Consider the following 21,785-nt stretch of genomic DNA (forward strand, 5'->3'; position numbering starts at 1 on the left):
GAAGTGGGGATCCCTCGGTGGACACGCGCAATCGCAGTGTTCTTCAGCTTGGTTTGGCATGTCTTGCCCTCGCCGGTCGCTCAAGAACCTCTCAGGTAGACTCCCATAGCCCGTCCCGGGGCCGAGTGGATCGAAGACGGCATAGCCGTACATTAACCGCCCTTCTTGCCACTGCCAGCCTCGCTGCTGCGGCGCTGACAGGAGTGCTTACCGGAGGGCCTGCCGCAGCTGACCAAGCCCGCCAGACGCTGGCTGTTGGTCTGACCAAGGCCGCAGGCGCTGTTGTGGATCCCGGTGGAAGGATCTGGGTTTCGGATGCTCGTGCCGGATTCTGCCGCGTGACCGAGGCATCAGGAGCTACACCGGGCGGCCTCGAAACAGGCACCTGCCTTGGAGGCACCTTGGCTGGACACAAAAGGGGTCCCGCGCTGGCTGGGACTCCTGCAATGATCGATCCGTCTCCCGCCAACAACGGCAATGGTGACGAAATCGCGTTCATTCCGGATGCCGCCGTCGGAAGTTCCGAGGTAGTTCGTGCGGTCTGGAACCCCACCGCCGGGTTATTCGACTACGACAGCCAGTTGACCATCTTCGACGGCGACCTCCGCCCGAATGCCGTCAGTGACGGCCCCGATGGCAACATCTATTTGTCGTTCGCAAATGCCCGGTCGATTGTGAAGATCGTGGATCCAACGGCTCTCCATCCCAGCATCGAATCAATAGCTTCAGTGAGCACAAGCTCCTTGAGCCTTGCTGCCACCCACCGCAACAGTGCCGGCAACGTCGTTGTTTATGTCGCTGAAACCTCGGGACTGACCGTGTTCACGGCACCTGAGGACGGCGTACTCACCAACTTCGTACCCGCGCCTCTCTATAACGTCGGCAAGCCGACAGCCATCTACTACGACTGGCAGTCGCCCCTGGTCCTTTACACGGGAACAAGTGTGGGAACCACCACGGCCGACGCCGGCAAGGACACGGTCTCGCGCATTGACCTGAGCACTGACACCGTGAACAACCAATGGGCCCTCGGTTTCAGCAAGATTGGCGGCCTGGCAATGCGCGGCGGCAAGCTGCTGGTCATGGAAGATCCAGGTCAGCTGGATCCTGCCAAACCCGCCCAGCAGGGAAGATTGCTCTCCCTTGGTGGCGTCGTACCTTCGATCGTGAGCGGTCCGACGGCGGCAGACGGAACCCAGGCAGCCAACCCAGCGTTCACCAATGACTCCACTCCTACCTTTACGGTAGCCTCGACGCCTCCCGGCGGCGCACTTGAATGCAGCCTCCAATTGAGCACCGCAACACCTGTCTGGCAGGTGTGCACGGGTGGCACGTATACGCCAGCCACAGCCTTGGCCAACGGCGCGTACACATTCTCGGTACGTGCGGCACCGACGGGGCTTCCGGTATCCCGGTCATTCACGGTTGATCTGACCGCCCCCGCCGCTCCGGTCATCACCTCACCTACCGCTGGGGCAACAGTCAACGGTGCGCCTGTCCTGGGCGTAACCTCCGAGGCGGATACCATCCTGTCCTGCTCGGTAGATTCGACGACAACTTTCACGGCTTGCAGTAACGGGTTCGTCTTCAACCTCACTACCGCGGGCCAGCACGTCCTTCGAGTGCGGGCGACAGACATGGCAGGCAACATCAGCACCGTGGCATCGGTGACTGTGACCGCCGACTTGACTGCACCGCAGGTGTCCATCACCTCTCCTGCAGAGGGTGCAACAGTGGGCATCTCGCCGTCGTTCACCTTTGCCTCAACGTCCACGGACGTTGCCGGGTTCAGGTGCAAGTTGGGCGCCAACGCCTTCACAGCATGCACGTCACCAAAGTCGTACACCAACCTACCCAATGGTCCTGTCACGTTCACGGTGGAAGTCCGGGACAACGCAGGGAACACGTCTACTGCTACCAGGAATGTCACAGTCTTCGCTGCCGACACAACACCGCCGGTGGTCTCTGTCGATCCTGCCGCAGGAACATACGGGCCCGGCAAAACCATCAGCCTCTCGGTCAACGAAGCAGCCACGATCTACGTCACAACCGATGGCGCGACGCCTACAACATCCAGTCCTGTCTATTCAGGGCCGATAGCGTTGACGTCGATGACATTGAAGTATTTCGCACGGGACACCGCGGGGAACGATTCAACCGTTGCGACTCAAACGTACGTACTTGACAGCGCAGCGCCAGTTTTGACAGTTGCTCCGGCTGCCGGAGCCTACGCTTCAGGGCAGCTTGTCACGATGACTTCCAGCGAATCAGGCAGTATCTTCTACACAACGGATGGGAGCACGCCCGCTACTGCAGTCACGGGAAGCACGAAAGCATACTCGAATCCGTTCGCACTCACGGCCAACACCACAGTGAAGGGCCTTGCTGTGGACGCCTACGGAAACGCCTCAGCGATTACAACCGTTGCCTACACAATTCTGGACACCACCCCACCGGTGGTCACTGCGACACCCCCTGCGGGCAGTTACCCAGTAAACCAGCAGATCACCCTCACGGTTAATGAAGCCGGATCCAGCATCTACTTCACAACCAACGGCACTACACCGACAGCCACAGCCGCCAATAAATACTCCACAGCCATCACGCTGACCGCCGCGATGACGTTGAAGTACTTCGCAGTGGATGCCTCCAACAATAGTTCGGCGATCGTCAGCCAGGCCTACACCGTGACAGCGCCACCAGCCAACACCTGGAAAGACTACAACGGCGACGCAAAGAACGACGTCGTTGCGCGGGACAATGGCGGCACGCTATGGCTCTATCCAGGCAACGGCACCGGCGGTTGGCTGACTCAACGTTCGTTGGGCACAGGGTGGAACACGCTGAACGCCATCGTCCCCACCAAGGACTTCAACGGTGATGGACGAAGCGACGTCCTGGCGCGCGATACCAACGGCGTCCTCTGGCTCTACCCCGGAAATGGGGCCGGCGGGCTCCAGCCCAGGGTGCAGGCCGGCACGGCGTGGACGGGCATGACGCTCATCCTCGCGCCAGGCGACTTCAGCGGCGATGGCAAGGCCGATGTATTGGCGCGGGATTCGGCCGGCACTCTGTGGCTCTACCGTGGAAACGGCACCGGCGGCTTTGCATCCAGTGCCCAGGTTGGCACTGGATGGAACGCCATGACAGCGATCCTGAGTACTGGCGACTTCAACGGCGACAGCAAGACCGATGTCTTGGCCAGGGACACCTCAGGTATTCTCTGGCTGTATCCAGGGAACGGAGCCGGCGGATGGCTCAGCAGGGTCCAGGTTGGAAGCGGCTGGAGCGGGATGACCGCTATCCTGGGCCCCGGCGACTTCAACGGCGACGGCAAGAACGATGTCCTGGCACGTGATTCCGGTGGCAACCTCTTCCTGTACCCCGGCAACGGAACATCCGGATGGCTCTCCAGGAGCCAGGTCGGATGGGGCTGGGGAGGTTTCACCTCACTCCCCTAGGATGAAAGACAAGGGGAGGGCCAGGACGACAAAAACGTCCTGGCCCTCCCCTTTTTTACCGTAGAACCAGCTACGAACGTTCCTTCATGGGATGCATCGTGGGGCGGTTCGGACTCGCTTGTATATCCAACTGCAGGGATACGAGCAGCATCTGAACACCCAGCACAAAGGGCACCACAGCCAACATCACCGATCCCGCAGTCGGAGATCCCACGCTTGCAGCGAGGACCCAGATCCCGGCAACGAGACCCATGACGATGAGGGCGATACCTGCGATCAGCAGGAGAGCAACCGCTGAGAAGGACCAAACCATGTACTTCCACCAAACCCGGCGCCAGAAGCCGCCAAAGAGCATGGCCAGAAGCTCGGGGATCACCTTCCGAAGCTTGATGCTGGAAACCTCATTGCCGTAAACAGCAGGGATCGGCACATCCACAATCGGTACGTCGAGGATGTTCAGGTGAATCAGGAGATCGTTCTCAAAGCTGTAGCGTGCGGCCACCTTGTTCATAGGAAGGCGGCGAAGAACTTCGGTCCGGATTGCGGTGTAGCCGTTCTGGGGGTCAAAGATGTGCCAGTAACCCGAAGCGAGCTTGGTCATGAATGACAGAACGATGTTGCCGAAGATACGGTAACCGGGCATACCGGCAAAAGACTCACCGGAGAAGAAGCGGTTTGCCTTCGCAAAGCCGTAGCCATCCACCACCGGATCGAGCAACTGGGGGAGGTATTCCGGATCCATCTGGGCATCGCCGGCCATGACGACGTTGATGTCGGAGCCCAGCTCCATTGCTGCTTTGTGGGCAGTCAGGACTGCCCCGCCTACGCCTTGGTTGACCTCATGCCGGATCAAGGTGACCCGACCGTCGTCGGCACGAAGGGCAGCCCCTGAGGTGTCGTCAGGGCTGCAGTCATCAACAATGACAATGTCATCGACGAAATCAGGCATCGTTTCGATGACCTGCGCGATGTGGTTCTCTTCTTTGTAGGCCGGTACTACCGCGGCAATTCGAACGCCTCGATACATCGATTATCCTTCGCTGCTGTTAGGTGTGAGTTTCTGTGCTGGCGCGTCGGTGCCCGACCCGCCATCTGTCTGTTCGCTGGCGCTCTTCGGTTGCTTCTTTTGCGGGAAGATCCAGTGCTTGTAAATGAAGTAGTTCCATCCCATGGTCACAATCGTCGCAACCACTTTACCGGCAACATATCCAGCACCGAGGAACTGGAAAAGCTCCACGATTCCCATGACAGCCACAGTGTTGAAAGCCAGGAGCCCGGAATACCTCAGCACTCCACCCAGGGCGGTTCCGCCACCGCCGAAGGCAAAGTGGCGCTGCAGGAAGTAATTGAAGAAGAAACTCCCCCAGAAGCCTGCACCCGTGGCCAACCAAAGCGGCCACCCAAACACCTGGAAACAGAGCGCCAACAGACCGAGATCCACAATGAAGCTCAGTCCGCCCACCACGAGGAAGCGGAACAAGCTGGACGAGAGGAACTTTTTGATGAATGCCTTCATGGCTAGCAGATCCTTCCAAGCGGGGCGATGCCGTCGGGGTTCCGGTTCTCGAGGATTCCCGGAACTCCACCAAGCTGGACGCGGTCCTTGGCAGCGGCCTCAAAGGCTTCCTTGCCTCCAGGCAACTGGGACCAATCGATCCGGTACAGGGCCGCGTTTCCATCACGCACAACGAGCTTCAGGTAAGGGATGGAATCCGGATGGGTCAACCCCGCCTTGGGCTCGTCCCAGGCCCTGATCCGACCGTCAGCAATGTATACCCATTCGATACCAAGCTCCGAGGCGGCCGCCCGTACGTCGGGATCAGTCGCAAGCTCGGGAAGCTTTTGAAGGACCAGTAGCTGCCGATTCGTGGGAAGTATCTCGAAGTGTCGGATCATTGGCATCCGGTTTCCCAGTGCGTACATCCATACGGAACCATCGCAGGAATCATTCAGCACCGTGGCGTCCTGAGGGACGTACTGGTCGATTTTGCTGAGCAGATCCACTTCAGACGAGCTCAGGGTGGGTCCATCCACCTTTGTATTGATGTTGATGCGCTCGGCGTTTTGCTTGAAATACGGGACCGCTCCGACGCCGCATGCCAACAGGACTGCCACTGCGGCCGAAGCCATGATGACGTGGTTCGGCCTGCGTCCGTCTTTGCCTTCGGATTCATGGGATTTTGCCCGACGATTGCGGAGCCGGCGGACCGCCCACTCGATTGCCTCGGCGGACTGGGCAACACCCAATCCGGCAAGCGGCACGAGGAGCATTACCAAGATACCGAAAATGCGCCATTGGTCGTCGTAGAAGGGAGCCGTCAGGTTAAGGAATCTAGGGCTGTCACTGCCCATGGTGTAGACCGAAAGAAACGCAAAGGCCAGGACCGGGCCGAAGTACCACCACATGCGGACCCTGAAAGCAACTGCAAGGCACCCAAGGGCAACAAGAGCTGTCAGGATCGGCATTGCCATGGAGCCATGGTTCAGGAAGACAATGTTCTGGATGGCACCACTGCGATCAGTGTCCGGGGCCCACGTCATTTTGGAGACCCGCTCAGATTCCTTGAGCATCTGAGTGATAATCGGCAAGCCGATTATCATCGCCAGAACCCCTGACACTGCCAGGTAAACAGTGATACCAAGGATCCTGCCCTTACGCCGTATGAGTGCGGAGAGCAGCCAGAAGACAAGCACGGGCAGTACTACGAATGCCAGCGAGGGGTGGACGGCAATGAGCCCCACGGCGCCGAAGGCAATGCCAAGGACCCAGAACTTTTGCCGTTCCAAGGCACCCTTGACAGCCAGAAAGACGAAGGGTCCAACCAACACCATGCCCGCGAAGAACGGAATCAGCGGGCCACGCCATAGAAGGTCATAGGGGTAAACAGTGAACCAACCCGAGACTGCAGCCGCAGCGGCCACCGCAATCGGGCGGCGCGTGAGAATCATCGTCAAGGCCATGGCGCTCAGCGGCAGCTGGACAGCCATCATCACCAAGACGAAAACATTCAGGAACACCGGAATACTGACGCCACTCATCGGCCAGAACAGCGAGAGCACTGCATGGAATGCGATCGGGTAGCTACGGATGGGCGCATCAGAAATGGTGGTGTCGTAGTAGGCGAAATTGCCCGCAATGGCCGGGTCCCATTCATGATTCACCGAGATAAGCCGGATCATATTGGCGTGCCAAGGGATGTCCCAGTCCTGGTTAATGCCCAGGAGGCCTTCAGTCCCAACAAACCATGACACCCCTGCAACGGCACCGCCGGCAAGAAGTCCGGCCAACAGGATCCACCAGGATCCGGCAAAACGATGCTTTCCGAAAATGCTGGGCTGCGTTCGGAGGGGTGCCTCGAACCTGTCAGGGAACCGGCGCTTCAGCAGAAGCCTTAAGGAGAACAGGACCGCAGCCAACACCAGCAGAACTGCGGCCACTGGAAGCAGTTGCCAGCTAAGCCCGAGGGAATTGCCCATCACGCCGATGACCGTCAGGGCACCCATGCCCAAAAGTGGTGCCACGACGGGCAGGAGGGTTCGGCGCACTCCCAGCGCTTCCCCGAGAAGCCAGCCTGGACCCCACCACAACACAACGATCAGGAGTACACACAAAAGCAGTGGGCCGATACCCATTCCTACGATCGCCTTTCTTAGATGCTTCCACTAGCCATCCGTTGACAGACGACTCTTGCTATTGGATGCCGGACTTAGTTGCGTTCCCGCAACCAGGCGACAGCCTGATCGGCCGGCCCTTCAAACTGGACAGTGCCGGAAGACAACACGACTCCCCTATCGCAGATCCGCGAAATCATGTCCAGGTCATGGCTAACAACCACCAGGGTCCTGCCTTCATCGGACAGCTGCTTGATCTTGGCCAAGCACTTCCGCTGGAAAGGTTCATCGCCAACGGCCAGGATCTCATCCACAAGGAAGATGTCCGGCTGCGTATGGACCGCAACAGCAAACGCCAGGCGCAGGAACATTCCGGAAGAATAGAACTTCACTTCCGTGTCAATGAACTGCTCAATCTCGGAGAAAGCAACGATCTCGTCGAATTTCTCGTTAATCTCCTGCTCTGTCATTCCAAGGATTGCAGCGTTGAGGAAGACATTCTCGCGGCCAGACAAATCCGGGTGGAAACCGGCGCCAACCTCGATCAGTCCGGCCACGCGGCCCTTGGTCCGCACCGTGCCCTGATCTGGAAGGATGACCCCGGAAATCAGCTTCAGCAAGGTGGATTTACCGGAGCCGTTGAAGCCCAAGAGAGCTACAGTCTCCCCATCTTGAATCTCAAAGCTGACATCGTGCAGGGCATCGAACTTCTTCGTGAGTTCTCCCTTGCGTCCCTTGACGAGCCAAACCAGCGTCTCTTTAAGGGAGTGCGAGTGACGCAGGTTGAAGGTCTTTTTCAAGCCTTTGACTATGACGGCGGTGCCCACTCAGACCTCCTGCGCAAAATGGCCTTCGAGCCGGCGGAAGACCAGCTGGCCGATAATAAGGAAAACTGCGGCCATGCCCAGTCCAGCCAGCCCCGTCAACATGAGATGCGGGGGTAGCTCGACGGGCTTGGTGACCGTGGGATACCAGAACGCCCAATGGAACAATTCAACAGCCACCGTCACCGGGTTGAGCTGATAGATCGTCAGGACCCAGTCGGGAGCAAGCCGACGGATCATGGTCCAGTCATAGAGTACGGGCGAGGTCCAGGTGACGATCATCATCAGCATGTCCACGATGTTCTCCGCGTCACGGAAAAACACGTTGACGGCCCCTGCCAGGAGGCCAAGGCCCGTGGCGGTGACGGCCACAATGACAAAGCCCAGCGCTGCACCCAGAAGCTGCATGACATCGGGTCGCCACCCGTTGAAAAGGGCGGCAACCAACAGGACGACCAGTTGGGGAAGGAAATGTACAGCAGCGACCCACACTGACGCCACGGGAAAGAGCTCCCGGGGCAGGTAGATCTTTTTCACCAGGGCAGCATTCCAAACGATCGAACGCGTTGCATTTGAAAAAGCCTCAGTGAAGAAGTTGACCACGATGACGCCGGAGAACATGTAAAGCGCGTAGTTGGGAATCTGGTCCCCCACGCGAAGTACGATGCCCAGTGCAAAGAACAAAACCAGGTATTGGACCAACGGTTTCACGTAGGACCACGCCAGACCCAGCACGGAGCCCCGGTAGCGGACCCTGAGTTCCTTGCGGACGATCAGTTTGAGGAGGTACCGGCGCCGGAATACATCCAGCAGACCGGCACCCACCCCGGGAACAGCATAGATATCAGTGGAGTTGGCCATCGCTACTTTTTGGGCTCCGAAGCATCGAACGTTTCCCGCCAGGATTCCATCGATGTGATCTGCGGCAGCGCGGCACGGTACTGCGCCCGGAGCGTCTCCCAGTTGGAGAAGAGCTGTGCGTGCAACTGCGTTGTTTCAACCAAAAGCCGGCGTGCCAGCTTGGGATCGCGCTGGTACCAGGAGGCTCCTGTGCCATCTGCTGTGGAGACAACGGCACTGTCCAGGTGGGCCAGGCTCCACCATTTGCCGTCCTGATGCGCAACATGGGCTTCAGGGTTGGTCTTCGCAGAGTCGCGGACCGGAGCAAGGGTCTGCTTGAGGACGGTCTTGACAGCCCAAGGCAGCAGGCCAAGGGCGCCGGGCTGCTTGTAGCTCTGCGGCTTCTTGGGCGGACGCTTGCGGAAGGACTCAGGGAACGCACCGGGATCGGTCTTGACCTGTGAGTCTACAAATTCGTCACGCATGGCGCGGAGCTTGGGCATCGTGGTGGGAAGCTGCTCATGGAGCTTGTCCGGGCCTTCCAAGACGTCCCGAAGAGCCATGACGCGGGCTTGCTCGGGGTAGTACTGCATCGACACCAGATGCTTGATGTCCGTGTTCAGGCTCTCGCGGAAAATGCGGCCGCCCTTGGGGAACGGCGAATGCAGAAGGGTCGCGATGAGCCTGTTGCGCTCGTGGTAGTAAGCCTGCCAGTCCACGGAGTCATCTTTATCAGCCCAGGAGACATGCCAGACTGCCGCGCCCGGCAGCGTGACGGTGGGGAAGCCTGCCGCGCGGGCCCGAAGGGAGTATTCAGCGTCATCCCATTTGATGAACACCGGAAGGGACAGTCCGATGGTTTCCACTACGGTCTTGGGAATGAGGCACATCCACCAACCGTTGTAGTCCGCGTCCCAGCGGCGGTGCAGCAGCGGGGTTGAACGGAGACCCTCTGCCGAGAAGTCGTGGTTTCCCAGACCCTCGACGGGTCCCCATAGGAACCGGTAGAAATTCACCACTTCGGCGTAAGCGTGCAGTACGGACTTGTTATACATGTCGAACATGTGTCCGCCGACGATGGTGGGCTTACGGCATAGATCGGCAAACGCGACAGCCCTGAGCACACCTTCGGTTTCAAGTTCAATGTCGTCGTCGAGCAGCATGACGTAGTCGCTCTTGTCCGAGACAAGCATCTCGTACATGTTGCGGGCGAACCCACCCGAGCCACCGAGGTTTCCCTGGTTAATGATGCGCAACTGGTCGCCCATGGACGCGGCGACTTCGTCGAACCCGTTTTCGTCGGCGACCTTCTTGTTGCCTTGGTCCACAATGATCAGTTCCGCCAGGATTTCACGGAGACCGGAGTCGGCGTCGATCGACTTGATGGTTTCAAGGCAGTAGTCGGCACGGTTGAAGGTAGTAACACCCAGGGTGACCCTCCCTTGGGGCCTGCCTTCGTCAGGAACAGCCCAGTGGGCGCCCTTAAGGGTCATTCCGTCGCCGCCGGCAATGAGATCGAACCAGTACCAACCGCCGTCCCCAAAGGGAGCGAGTGTAAGTTCGAACTCGTTCGATGCATTTCCTTCAACGAGGATCGAGTCGACTCGCTGCGAAGCGCCGCGTGCGTTGGACCGGTAGACGATCACCGTCCCTTCGCCCTCGGTCTCGATGTGGAGAACCGTCTTTGTGGCGATGGTCCATTTCCGCCAGTAACTGGCGGGGAAGGCATTGAAGTAGGAACCAAAGGAAAGACGTTCGCCACGGCGCACCTGCACCGATCCGCGGTCCAGGATGTCCTCCGGGTGGAGTTTGCGGGCCATGCCTACGGCCTGAATGACTGCTGCGCCGTTGTCGTCTTGCTTGCGGACCTTATTGGTGTCCGGGTCGACATAGAGCGGGAGGGTATCGAGGTCGCGGTTGGCCGGAAAAACCACACGCTGGACTATTCGAAGATTCTGCTCGGTCGAGGCCGGGCTGTCTGCAGCTGTTGTGGCCGTCATGGCAGTTTCCTGGCTTTCATTCGTTGTGGCGGTCATGCGTCCACTCCACCGCTTTCCAGCTTGGCGCCGCCCGTGAAGTGCGGCTTGATCTTGTTGTCGAACATGGACAGGGCCGAGCCGATAGCCATGTGCATGTCCAAGTACTTGTACGTCCCGAGACGGCCGCCAAACAGCACGGATTTCTCGCCACGTGCAAGATCGCGGTAAGCGAGCAGTTTGTTGCGGTCCTCTGATGTGTTGACAGGGTAGTAAGGCTCGTCGCCCTTCTCCGCGAAACGCGAAAATTCGCGCATGATGACTGTTGCGTCCTTCGTGTAGTCACGCTCGGGGTGGAAGTGGCGGAACTCGTGGATGCGCGTAAATGCGGTCTCAGCGTCCGGGTAGTTCATCACAGCACACCCTTGGAAGTCCTCGATCGGCAGAACTTCTTCTTCGAGATCGATGGTGCGCCAGGAGAGATCACCCTCGGCGTAGTCGAAGTAGCGGTCCACTGGGCCTGTGTAGACGACCGGAACCTGCCCGAGGACGGAGGAGCGGCCAAATTCGCCGTCGTCAAAGAAGTCCGTGTTGAGGATAACTTCGATATTGGGGTTGTCCGCCATGCGCTCGATCCACGCTGTATAGCCGTCGACCGGGAGCCCCTCGTAGGAGTCATTGAAGTAGCGGTTGTCATAGTTGTAGCGCACCGGGAGCCTGGAGATGATCTCCGCAGGAAGGTCCTTCGGATCCGTTTGCCACTGCTTGCCCGTGTAGTGCTTGATGAACGCCTCATACAGGGGCCGCCCGATCAGCTGTATTCCCTTGTCATTCAGGTTCTGGGGATCAGTGCCGGCGAGCTCGCCAGCCTGCTCGGCAATGAGCTGGCGTGCTTCCGTGGGACTCATTGCTGCACGGAAGAACTGGTTGATCGTACCCAGGTTGATCGGCATGGGGTACACCTCGCCCTTGTGGCTGGTGTAAACCTTGTGCTGGTAGTTGGTGAACTTGGTGAACCTGTTCACATACTCCCAGACACGTTCATTCGACGTGTGGAAGAGGTGCGCTCCGTAGCGGTGCACCTCGATTCCCGTCTTCTCTTCATTCTCGCTGTAGGCGTTTCCTCCAATATGGTGGCGGCGATCAAGAACCGCGACCTTAAGCCCCAACTCGGTAGCGGCGCGTTCTGCAATGGTCAGGCCAAAGAAACCCGAGCCGACGACGACGAGATCAGCGTTCACAAACTCTCCTGTGTATTGGCGTGCGGGCACAGAAGTGCCCACGTCTACTGGTCAAGGCTACCCGACATGGCGCGGGTTCCCCGTATCCGGGCCCATCGTCAAGCAGGGGCAGCCGGGGTCCACAAACGGCAAAGGGAGGCTGGCACGTGGCCAGCCTCCCCCAAAGGCGTTGCTTAATTTGGCGGATCAGAGGGTGATGACGGAGCCTGATTTGGCGGAGTCCAGCACGGCCTCGGCAACCCGCAACGTCTCAAGGCCTTCAGCCATCGTGACGATATTCATCGACTTTCCGAGAACTGCATCACGGAATGCCTCATGTTCCATTTTCAAGGGCTCGCGCTTGGCCAAGGCGAAACGGGTCGAGGATCCCTCCGATACACCCCGGAAGGCCGCGACGGAATCCCAGTCCGTCTGGAAGGTTCCGTTCTCCACGAAGGTCAGGTCGGCAGAAATAGTGTCGGCGATGAAAGCGCCACGTTCGCCCAGAACAACTGTTGTGCGTTCCTTCATCGGTGACAGCCAATTGACGATGTGGTTGGTTACGACGCCGCTCTTGAGGTGGCCGATGGCTGTAACCATGTCTTCATGCTCCCGGCCACTACGCGACGTGGTATGCGCTACGACATTCACGAAGTTGCTCTGCGCGAGCCAAGCGGTGAGATCGATATCGTGCGTGGCGAGGTCCTTGACCACCCCGACGTCAGCGATACGTGCGGGGAAAGGTCCCTGCCTCCTCGTGCTGATCTGGTAAACGTCACCAAGATCACCATTCCCGAGCCGCTCGCGAAGGCTCTGCAGTGAAGGGTTGAAGCGCTCGATGTGGCCGACGGCGCCGATGAGTCCTTTGGCTTCAAAGGCCCGGGCAATGCGTCCGCCCGACTCGGAATCGTTGGCGATCGGTTTCTCGACGAGGCAGTGGATACCGGCCTCAGCGAGCCGCAGCGCCACTTCCTCGTGGAGGATGGTCGGCACGGCAGCCACTGCCATGTCGATTCCCTGCTCGATCAATTCTTCGACCGTGTTGTAGACAGTCAGCCCATCGGCAACATTGTGTGGATCACCGAACGAATCCGCGACAGCAACGAGGTCAACGCCATCAAGCTCGCGGATAACGCGGGCATGATGGCGGCCCATCATACCCAGACCGATGAGGCCTGCGCGGAGGTTTGCCACTAGCTTCCTGCCTTTGCGATGGCGTTGACTGCCGTCACGATGCGGTCCAGGTCGTCCTGGCTCAACGATGGGTGCACCGGGAGGGACAGGACGCTGGCTGCAGATTCTTCAGTTACGGGCAATTCATCTGATGTCTGGAAAGGGGCAAGGCGGTGGTTCGGGATGGGGTAGTACACTCCGCAGCCGACGTTGTATTCCTCACGCAATGCCTTTGCGAAACCGTCACGGTCCTCGGTAATGCGGATGGTGTACTGGTGGTACACGTGCTCATACCCCTCTGCTACCTTCGGGGTGATGACGCCCTCGATGTTGGCATCAAAGAATGCCGCGTTTTCCTGCCGCGTCTTCGTCCAGCCTTCGACCTTCGTCAGTTGGACGCGCCCGATGGCTGCATGGATGTTGGTCATGCGGGCGTTGAAGCCAACCAACTCATTCTCGTACTGGCGCTCCATGCCCTGGTTGCGCAAGAGGCGGAGGCGGCGTTCGACGTCGGCCAGGCCTGTGCTGACCATGCCACCTTCGCCGGAGGTCATGTTCTTCGTTGGGTAAAGGCTGAACATAGCGAAGTCGCCGAAGGTTCCGACCTTCCGGCCGTTGACAGCAGCACCATGAGCCTGGGCTGCATCCTCGAACACCTTAACCCCATGCTTTGCGGCGAGCGCTCCGATGGCATCGACGTCAAAGGGATGGCCGTACAGGTGGACCGGCATGATCGCGGCCGTACGGTCAGTAATCTTCGACTCAACGGACGCAGGATCAAGCGTGTAGTAGTCCGGGTCAACATCGGCAAAAACAGGTGTGGCTCCGGTCAGCGCGACCGAGTTGGCCGTTGCTGCGAAGGTGAACGAAGGAACAATGACTTCGTCGCCGGCGCCAATGCCGGCGGCCAGCAAGCCAAGGTGCAGGCCCGAAGTGCCTGAGTTGACGGCGACAGCTGCGCGGCCGTCCAGGAGTACTTGGGAAAATTCCTGCTCGAAGGACGCAACCTCCGAGCCTTGGGCGAGCTGGCCGGAGGCCAAAACTGCCTCGACGGCCTTGCGCTCGTCGTCGCCGATGATGGGTTTGGCGGGGGGAATGAATTCGGGGCTCATGCCTCTACCTCTCGAAGGGTCTCGTTCTGTTCAACATATGTGGCGCCGGTTTCCGGGCATACCCAGTTCTCGCCATTGCGCTGCAGCGGGAAACCCGCCTTACCAACCCACCCGTGCCGCCTGGCCGGAACCCCGACCATCAGCGCGAAATCGGGAACATCTTTGGCGACAACTGCTCCTGCGGCGACGGTGGCCCAGCGTCCAATGGTCACGGGAGCGACGCATACTGCGCGGGCACCAATGGACGCTCCCTCACGAATGGTGACGCCCACGGGCTCCCAATCATGTGCACTCTTCAGGCTGCCGTCCGGACCGACCGCACGCGGATAGGTATCATTCGTCAGCACTACTGCCGGGCCGATGAAGACACCGGCTTCAAGCTCTGCGGGCTCGTAGACAAGTGCATAGTTCTGTACTTTGCAGTTGTCCCCCATCTTGACGCCGGTGCCGATGTAGGCACCGCGTCCTACGATGCAATTGACGCCCAGCTCGGCTTTCTCGCGGACCTGGGCCAGATGCCAGATCTTGGATCCATCACCAATTACCGCCTCGTCTGAAACATCGGCGCTCTCTGCAACCACTATCACCGGTGAAGGTCCCTTCTCATTGAGCACACGCGACAACGAGTCTCATCTTAGCCGAGACGCCATGCCCTCGCGTCAAGGCGATGCCCGCGCTGGTATAGCCAAAAGTTGTCCACATAGCCCAGGGAAGGGAGAGCCTTCACCGCAGAAATTCCATAGCCTCAGTTCTGGACGGCAACCTCAAGGCAGAAAGGAATGGCGATGACCTTGGAGTGCACGCTGGTTCGCGGCCCGGACGCCGCGTCTCCCGCGCCCCCGGAAGAGCTGACAATCACCGTTGCTCGCGGCATGCCCGGCTCAGAGCTTCAGTCACAATTGCAGAAGGCCCGAGGGGTCGGTCGCTTGTCGGTTGCCGGGGAAGACTTGTCTGCCCTGATCGTGGGAAACCCACCACTGGTTTCTGGTGCGGTCCTGGTGGAGGGCGGGTCCCCGCCGGGAAAGACAATGCTTCCGGCACCGCCGCTCTTGCTCCTGGCACATACCGGGCCAGGAGCCGGTTCAGTCTTTGCGCTCCAGCGCGGTCACCACCGCATTGGGCGCGGCCCTGCCGACATCTGCGTCCCAGATCCCGGGATGTCCCGGGAACACGCCGTGTTGGAGGTGTCCAGCACCGCCATGAAAGTCGCGGACACAGGGAGCCGGAATTCAGTGTTTGTTGATGGGGAGCCTGCCCGGCAAAGGAAGGTGACATCATCGTCGAGGATTCTCTGCGGCAACACCACCTTCACTATCGTTACGCCAAATGGCTCGAGGCCCGGAATTCAAGCCGACGCCGGCCGTTCTGTTGAGGAGCCGCTCGAAGTCCAGCGTCGTAGGGGTTCCCTGAACCGGTGGTCGATTGCCGCCTCGGCAGGGCTGCCGCTCGTGGCAGGCCTTGGTCTTGCCCTCGCAACCGGAATGTGGATGTTCCTCGGGTTCACGGCCGTTTCTGCCGTCGGCCTGATTGTTCCCATGATCGCCGGCAAGAAGGAACGCGCGGAGTTCAAGCTTGCCGTTGCGACGGCGGCCCGGGAGGACGCCGAACGCCGCCGTCGATGTTCTCCGTCTGCGGCAGACATCATCGTTGCCGCCTTGGTTCCGGCAGAGGGCGGGGATTTGACGCCTTCGGTACACGTTCCATCGCCCAGCCCGGAACTAGGTCTGACTGCTTCATCACCCCAAGCGCCGGCCTCCGGGTCCGGAACGTGGGTCCGCCTTGGAACCGCCCCCACGGATGCCAATGTTCGACTGGTCCCTGCAGATCCCCTTTTCCGTCCGCCATCAATCGGCGCCATGCCGGTAACGCTGGGCCCGCACTCCTCGACTGTTGCGTTGCACGGCCAGACGGAGCATGTCGATGCAATGATCCGTTTCATCCTCATGCAACTTGCAAGCTTCCCCGCGTCGAGGGACACGCCGATCATCCTTCTTGGGCCCATCATCCGGCTGCCCCTCAGCGCCCGCTTCCTGCCAAATCTGACGATTGCCACAAATGACGCGACTGCTACGGCAGCTTTCCGAGGGTTCAAAGGAATCCCCAAAGGCACGCTTATTGTTCTCGAGGACTCACGGGGCGGGGCGGGCCGCGATGCCGCACTCCTTGATGCCGCTCTGGAGGCCTCGTGGCAGGTGTTGCGATACTGCGGTCCCCTCGGCGGAGCCACTGGCGTGGCGATTGAGATAGGGCAGTCGGGTACATCAGCAGTTCTGCAGGCCTACGGTGAGCGCCGACAATTCATCCCTGACATGGTCCCGCTGAAGGCTTTCGATCAGTTTTGCCGCAGGGCGGCGTCCCAGGAGCATTCGGAAGATCCTGCCAATGCCAGCATTCCTCCATCGTGCTCTTTGGATGACGTGCTTCCAGTCGGCCCTCGAGGCATACTCCGGCGATGGGCTGATGAGAACACAAGACACGAGCTCACCGCGGTTCTGGGGCAGGGCAGGAACGGCTCTTTGTCCTTTGACTTCCATCTGGATGGACCGCATCTCTTGGTAGCGGGAACAACCGGTGCCGGGAAGTCTGAGCTGCTGCGGACCATCGTGTCGTCTTTGGCCCTGAATCACCCGCCGAGCAAGGTGACGTTTTTGTTCGTCGACTTCAAGGGCGGCTCCGGGCTACGCCCATTGATTGGGCTTCCGCACTGCGTAGGCTTTCTAACTGATTTGGGAAGCGGCCATCTTGACCGGGTTCTTACTTCCCTGCGTGGCGAGATTCGTCATCGCGAGGAGTTGTTTGCAGCGGCTGGGACTTCTGACTTGTCAGCGTACCGAAGGTCTGCGCAGCCCACGAGGCTGGCTCTCCCCCATCTGATGCTGATTATCGATGAGTTTCGGATGCTGGTGGATGAAGCCCCAGAAGCTCTTCGTGAGCTCATGCGCATTGCCGCCATTGGGCGGTCGTTGGGTATTCATCTGGTCATGGCTACGCAAAGGCCACAAGGTGCCTTGACCGCCGACATCCGCGCCAACGTCACTTCAAGCATCGCCCTACGTGTCCAGTCTGATGCGGAGTCAGTGGACATCATCAATTCCAAAGCCGCAGCTTCCATCGGCGTGGATGTCCCCGGGCGCGCGTATCTTGTCAGGGCCGCCGGCTCCCCTGAACAATTCCAGACGGCATCGCTTGCTGTTCCCGCCACGGTGCGCCGCTCGTCCGCAAGGGCAGCAATCGTGCAGTCGGCAGCCCAAGCCTTGCATTCCGCGCAGGACGTGGATCCACCTGCCGGGAAGTCGTTGGCCCTCGCGGAGGAAAGGGTGGAGACCGTGGTCTCGGCTATCCGAACCGTCTGGCAATCCCTGGGGCGAGCCCAACCCAGGCAACCCGTTGCGCCACCACTGCCAGCTTCCATTGGGTGGACCGAGGATTTGTCGGCCTTTGGGCTGGCAGGCGAGGAGTTTGAAACCCTGTCGGATGCCTCCAGGGCTGCGGTAGGTCCCTTGGGGATTCTGGACAGACCGGAACGACAGTCGGTTGAGGCCCTGCGATGGTCACCTTCCGATCATGGCCATCTCGCCATGATCGGCAGCAGTTCCAGTGGAATGCACGAATGTTTCAGGGCGGCGTCGGCGATGCTGGCAGCGCATGGGCCCCAACCGCATCTCTACGTCCTGGATGCGACAGGAATGCTGGGAAAGCCCAGGCAAGCGGGCAGTTATGGCGCCACCCTTGGCCTGCATCAGTTGCCGTTGGCGGTGCGGGTTCTTGAGCGGCTCTCTCAAGAAATGGCACGTCGGCGTTTAGCAGGCGAGGACGGGTCGAAGAGTTCCCGATTGGTCCTGATCGTTGCCGGCTGGTGTTCATGGGCCGCAGCGCTTCGATCAGGGCGCTTCGCGTGGGCAGAGGACCTTTTGAGGGACATCATCCGGGACGGAACGCCCCTTGGAGTGACAGTCCTGATATCCGGCGAACGCGAACTCGTCACCTCACGCTTCTTCGCCGCCATCCCCAACCGGGCATTCTTCCCAACAGGCTCCACGGAAGAGGCGCGCTATCACTGGCCTCGGCTTCCGGAGGTTGAGTCCCTCCCGGGCCGCTCCGTTGCCATGGGTGAGTTCGTTCAGGGCGGAGCGGCGGTGGCCCATTTCCGTTCGGCGCCAAGCAAGACGGCGTGGCCGTTCGCTGACCTTCAACCTTCAGCACACCCACCCTTCCGGGTGCGGCCACTCCCCGAATCCCTCAGTCGGTCTGATTTCGATGTCGCGATGGCATCTATTCCAGGAACACCACTGCCATCCCCGGGCTCGGCCGAACCCGTTAGCTACAACGCTGAGGCTGAAGACACGGGCCTCCGGACATCCCTGGAAACCAGCGTCCTATGGATCGGCATTGGGGGTGACGAATCCGTTCCCGTGTCATTTCCCCTTGAGCCGCGTGGCGTCAGCATTGTCATTGGGGGTCACCGCACCGGGAAGACTTCAGTGTTGGCAGCCCTCACATCTATGAATGCCCATGTTCCGTGGGTCTTTCCGGAAGCTGGACGTGCTGCCGATGCTTTCTGGGCAACCGTGGCGCGCTCTGCAGCTGCGGGATCGCTGGATCCTGCAAGCATCCTCCTCGTCGATGACGCCGACGTCCTGGGTACGGAGGGGCGTGCAGCTCTCGCGGCCCTTGCCGGCCAAACACGAGGCGTGATCATGACGGCCACGTCGGGTCCCGCATTGACTCAGCGTTTGCCGCTGGCCCGGGAGGTCCAAGCTACTGGCATGGGCCTGATTCTGGCTCCGAGGACTCCACTGGACGGCGACATCCTGGGCGTGAGGCTTGACGTGGAGGATTCGCCGCGTGCCGGTCGGGGCGTGATTGTCCGGGAAAACCGTATGGCGCAGGTGCAGGTGGCCTTCACCACAGGCTCCACGACGGATATCAGCGTTACCGGCAGCGATGGCGGATACAGCTAGAGCGCGCCCTGTGTCCCTCCCACTCGCGACGCATAGGCGATGACGTTCTTTTGGAAGAGAAACACGATCGCTGCAAGCGCGGGCAAAATCATGGCCAACCCGGGCAGAACCAAGCCGCCGGTCATAGTGGGGACGCCGATGGTAAGGACGAACAACTGAGCCACCAGGGCGGCCGCCCTGGTCCATCTGTACCCGCGGAAGAGGAAATGGCCAACGGCGAACAGCCAGGCCGAGAAAGCCAACAAAAGGCCCAAAGTAAAGACCGCTCCCCAAAAAGTCAGGACAGGGGCTCCGGTGAGTAGTTCGAATGCGTACCACGCGGCAGCACCCAGGAGGGCCAGGGCTTCCAGCACAACAACGATTGAAATGATCAGGATTCCAGGGGGTTTCTTGCCACCGGATTCCATACGCTCGGCCATGGAACGTTCGGACGCAGGCTTCACCGGACCATTGTTTCCATCTGATCCAGAGTTTGGTTGGGCTGGGTTAACTGGAGGTCTTGACACACTGGCACACTACCGGACATAGTCATCTAGCAGTGAGGGCACTGGCGGCTGATGTGATGCATCGCTCACGGATTCAGGGCATTTCAACGACTAATACCCCTTGTTTACAAGGCGTTAACATGAAACGCTTGACTCAGACGACCAAGGGGGCCCATGCGGGCCCCTTTCCTTTGGAGCCTCTCGTGAATGTTTTCACAAAAGGCTCAACTAGTTCTCACGAATGGAGTGACTGATCAGCATGGATTGGCGTAATCGCGCAGCCTGCCTCGACAAGGACCCGGAGCTCTTTTTCCCAGTCGGCAACACGGGACCAGCACTTCTGCAAATTGAGGAAGCCAAGAGCGTTTGCCGCCGCTGCCCGGTCGTGGACACTTGCCTTCAGTGGGCCCTTGAGTCCGGTCAGGATGCAGGCGTCTGGGGTGGCATGAGCGAGGACGAACGCCGCGCACTCAAGCGGCGCGCGGCACGCGCCCGACGCGCTTCCTAGCAGGCTGCTGTACAAGCATTTGAACCATTAAACGCTGAAGGCCGCGGACCACATGGTCCGCGGCCTTCAGCGTTTAACACCCTTCAGCGTTTGACACACAGCCGTGTGAGGTGGCAACGCTGCCGAAAGGCGCTATGCCCGCGCGAGATTAAGGACAATTTCGACTGCGGTACCGCCACCCTCGCGGGGGCTCCATTGAATGGATCCGCCGAGCTCACTTGTGACGAGGGTGCGCACGATCTGCAGGCCCAGGCCTTCCGTGTATTGCCCGTCCGGCAAGCCAACGCCGTCGTCGGCAATTGTCACTGTGAGGAACTCGTCATTTCCCTCGCCTGCCGCACGGTCAGCCAGCAACCATACGGTTCCTGTCCTCCCCTCCAGCCCGTGCTCAACGGCGTTGGTGACCAGTTCGTTGATGACCAGTGCCAAGGGGGTGGCGAAATCGCTCGGCAGTTCCCCGAACATCCCCGACCTTTCGGTGCGGACATGCTGGGAGGGCGAGGCGACTTCGGCCGAAAGCCTGAACTGGCGTCCTATGAGTTCATCGAAATCGACACTCTGCGTCAGGCCTTGGGAAAGGGTTTCGTGAACAAGCGCGATGGTAGCCACCCGCCGCATCGCCTGTTCGAGTCCCTGTTTTGCTTCGTCGCTGACCATGCGGCGCGACTGCATGCGCAGCAGCGCTGCCACCGTCTGGAGGTTGTTCTTCACCCTGTGGTGGATTTCGCGAATGGTCGCGTCTTTGGTTACAAGCTCCATTTCACGGCGCCTCAACTCAGAGACGTCACGGCACAAGACAAGGGCACCAAAGCGGTGCTGCTCGTCACGCAACGGAATGGCACGGAGTGAAAGGCTGACGCCTCTGGATTCGATTTCGCTACGCCACGGCATGCGACCAGTTACCACCAGCGGCAGTGTCTCGTCCACCATGCGTCTGTCCTTCAGCAGTCCCGCTGTCACCTCAGCCAGGGAACGCCCTTCCAGGGACTCCACCTCGCCCAGTCGCCGGAAAGCCGAGACCCCATTGGGACTTGCGTACTGCACGATACCTTCAGCGTCGAGCCGGATGAGCCCATCGCCTACGCGAGGGGCACCCCGGCGGGACCCGGTGGGTGAGGCGAAGTCGGGCCACAACCCGAGTGTCCCCATCCGAAGGAGGTCATAGGCGCATTGGCGATACGTGAGTTCCAGCCTTGACGGCATGCGGGAACTGGACAGGTCCATGTGGGAAGTTACAACGGCGAGGGTCCTACCGTTACGCACCATCGGGACGGCCTCGACCCGCAGCGCCATCTCGCTGCTCCAGCTTGTCTCGCTGGAGCGCTCTATGGAGCGGCTGTTCCACGCCTTTTCCACGAGTGGACGAAGATCCGAGCGGATGCCCTCGCCCACGAAGTCCGCGTGAAACACCGTGTGCGATGTTGACGGACGGACGTGGGCGAGGGCAATGTATCCAAGCTCCGGATGCGGAAACCACAAGGCGAGGTCGGCAAATGCGAGGTCGGCGACCATTTGCCAGTCGCCGACCAGGAGGTGCAGCCATTCGGCATCTCCAGGCCCGAAATCAGCATGTTCCCTGATGGGGTCTGTAAAGATTGCCACTGCACCTCCAT

At 60.0% G+C, this 21,785-nt stretch carries 15 protein-coding genes; 3 read left to right on the forward strand and 12 right to left on the reverse strand.

Annotated elements, in window-relative coordinates:
- The first annotated feature begins 125 nt into the window (after positions 1–125).
- Entirely contained in the window at positions 126–3,461 is a 3,336-nt protein-coding gene (locus LDN75_RS16595; protein ID WP_223933574.1) for a chitobiase/beta-hexosaminidase C-terminal domain-containing protein, read from the forward strand.
- A gap of 70 nt (positions 3,462–3,531) precedes the next feature.
- Here the strand turns inward: LDN75_RS16595 and LDN75_RS16600 are convergent, their stop codons facing one another.
- The 10 genes from LDN75_RS16600 to LDN75_RS16645 form a co-directional block, all read right to left on the reverse strand.
- Positions 3,532–4,488, reverse strand: a complete 957-nt coding sequence (locus LDN75_RS16600; protein ID WP_223933576.1) for a glycosyltransferase family 2 protein — start codon at positions 4,486–4,488, stop codon at positions 3,532–3,534.
- A 3-nt stretch (positions 4,489–4,491) separates the two neighbouring features.
- Positions 4,492–4,977, reverse strand: a complete 486-nt coding sequence (locus tag LDN75_RS16605) for a GtrA family protein (RefSeq protein WP_223933578.1) — start codon at positions 4,975–4,977, stop codon at positions 4,492–4,494.
- A gap of 2 nt (positions 4,978–4,979) precedes the next feature.
- A complete protein-coding gene (locus LDN75_RS16610; protein ID WP_223933580.1) occupies positions 4,980–7,094 on the reverse strand; it encodes a DUF6541 family protein in 2,115 nt (704 codons plus the stop codon).
- A 74-nt stretch (positions 7,095–7,168) separates the two neighbouring features.
- The gene (locus LDN75_RS16615) at positions 7,169–7,900 is read right to left on the reverse strand and encodes an ABC transporter ATP-binding protein (protein ID WP_223933582.1); all 732 of its coding nucleotides are present in this window, start codon (positions 7,898–7,900) and stop codon (positions 7,169–7,171) included.
- Complete coding sequence (locus tag LDN75_RS16620) at positions 7,901–8,758, reverse strand: ABC transporter permease (RefSeq protein WP_223933584.1); 858 nt, start codon at positions 8,756–8,758, stop codon at positions 7,901–7,903.
- 2 nt (positions 8,759–8,760) lie between these two features.
- The gene (locus LDN75_RS16625) at positions 8,761–10,773 is read right to left on the reverse strand and encodes a glycosyltransferase (RefSeq protein ID WP_223933586.1); all 2,013 of its coding nucleotides are present in this window, start codon (positions 10,771–10,773) and stop codon (positions 8,761–8,763) included.
- On the reverse strand, positions 10,770–11,954 hold the full coding sequence (gene glf, locus LDN75_RS16630; RefSeq protein WP_223933588.1) for a UDP-galactopyranose mutase: 1,185 nt from the start codon (positions 11,952–11,954) through the stop codon (positions 10,770–10,772). The genes LDN75_RS16625 and glf overlap by 4 nt, the downstream gene beginning before the upstream one ends.
- Before the next feature lie 186 nt (positions 11,955–12,140).
- Complete coding sequence (locus LDN75_RS16635) at positions 12,141–13,127, reverse strand: Gfo/Idh/MocA family oxidoreductase (RefSeq protein ID WP_223933590.1); 987 nt, start codon at positions 13,125–13,127, stop codon at positions 12,141–12,143.
- A complete protein-coding gene (locus LDN75_RS16640; RefSeq protein ID WP_223933592.1) occupies positions 13,127–14,218 on the reverse strand; it encodes a DegT/DnrJ/EryC1/StrS family aminotransferase in 1,092 nt (363 codons plus the stop codon). The genes LDN75_RS16635 and LDN75_RS16640 overlap by 1 nt, the downstream gene beginning before the upstream one ends.
- Entirely contained in the window at positions 14,215–14,832 is a 618-nt protein-coding gene (locus LDN75_RS16645; protein WP_223933593.1) for an acyltransferase, read from the reverse strand. Before LDN75_RS16645 ends, LDN75_RS16640 begins: the two co-directional genes overlap by 4 nt.
- 171 nt (positions 14,833–15,003) lie before the next feature.
- Between LDN75_RS16645 and LDN75_RS16650 the strand changes: the two genes are divergently transcribed.
- The gene (locus LDN75_RS16650) at positions 15,004–19,179 is read left to right on the forward strand and encodes an FtsK/SpoIIIE domain-containing protein (protein WP_223933594.1); all 4,176 of its coding nucleotides are present in this window, start codon (positions 15,004–15,006) and stop codon (positions 19,177–19,179) included.
- Here the strand turns inward: LDN75_RS16650 and LDN75_RS16655 are convergent.
- The gene (locus LDN75_RS16655; protein WP_346347146.1) at positions 19,176–19,622 is read right to left on the reverse strand and encodes a hypothetical protein; all 447 of its coding nucleotides are present in this window, start codon (positions 19,620–19,622) and stop codon (positions 19,176–19,178) included. The genes LDN75_RS16650 and LDN75_RS16655 overlap by 4 nt on opposite strands.
- Positions 19,623–19,923: 301 nt before the next feature.
- Here LDN75_RS16655 and LDN75_RS16660 point away from each other — a divergent pair, with 301 nt between their 5' ends.
- Positions 19,924–20,172: a WhiB family transcriptional regulator gene (locus tag LDN75_RS16660; RefSeq protein WP_003804966.1), complete on the forward strand. Its 249-nt coding sequence runs from the start codon at positions 19,924–19,926 to the stop codon at positions 20,170–20,172.
- 132 nt (positions 20,173–20,304) lie between these two features.
- Here the strand turns inward: LDN75_RS16660 and LDN75_RS16665 are convergent, their stop codons facing one another.
- Positions 20,305–21,774 carry a PAS domain-containing sensor histidine kinase gene (locus LDN75_RS16665; RefSeq protein WP_223933596.1) on the reverse strand — a complete coding sequence of 490 codons (1,470 nt, stop codon included), beginning with the start codon at positions 21,772–21,774 and terminating at the stop codon, positions 20,305–20,307.
- Positions 21,775–21,785: the final 11 nt, after the last annotated feature.

Origin of the sequence: Arthrobacter sp. StoSoilB5 (assembly GCF_019977235.1) — a bacterium.
GTDB lineage: Bacteria > Actinomycetota > Actinomycetes > Actinomycetales > Micrococcaceae > Arthrobacter.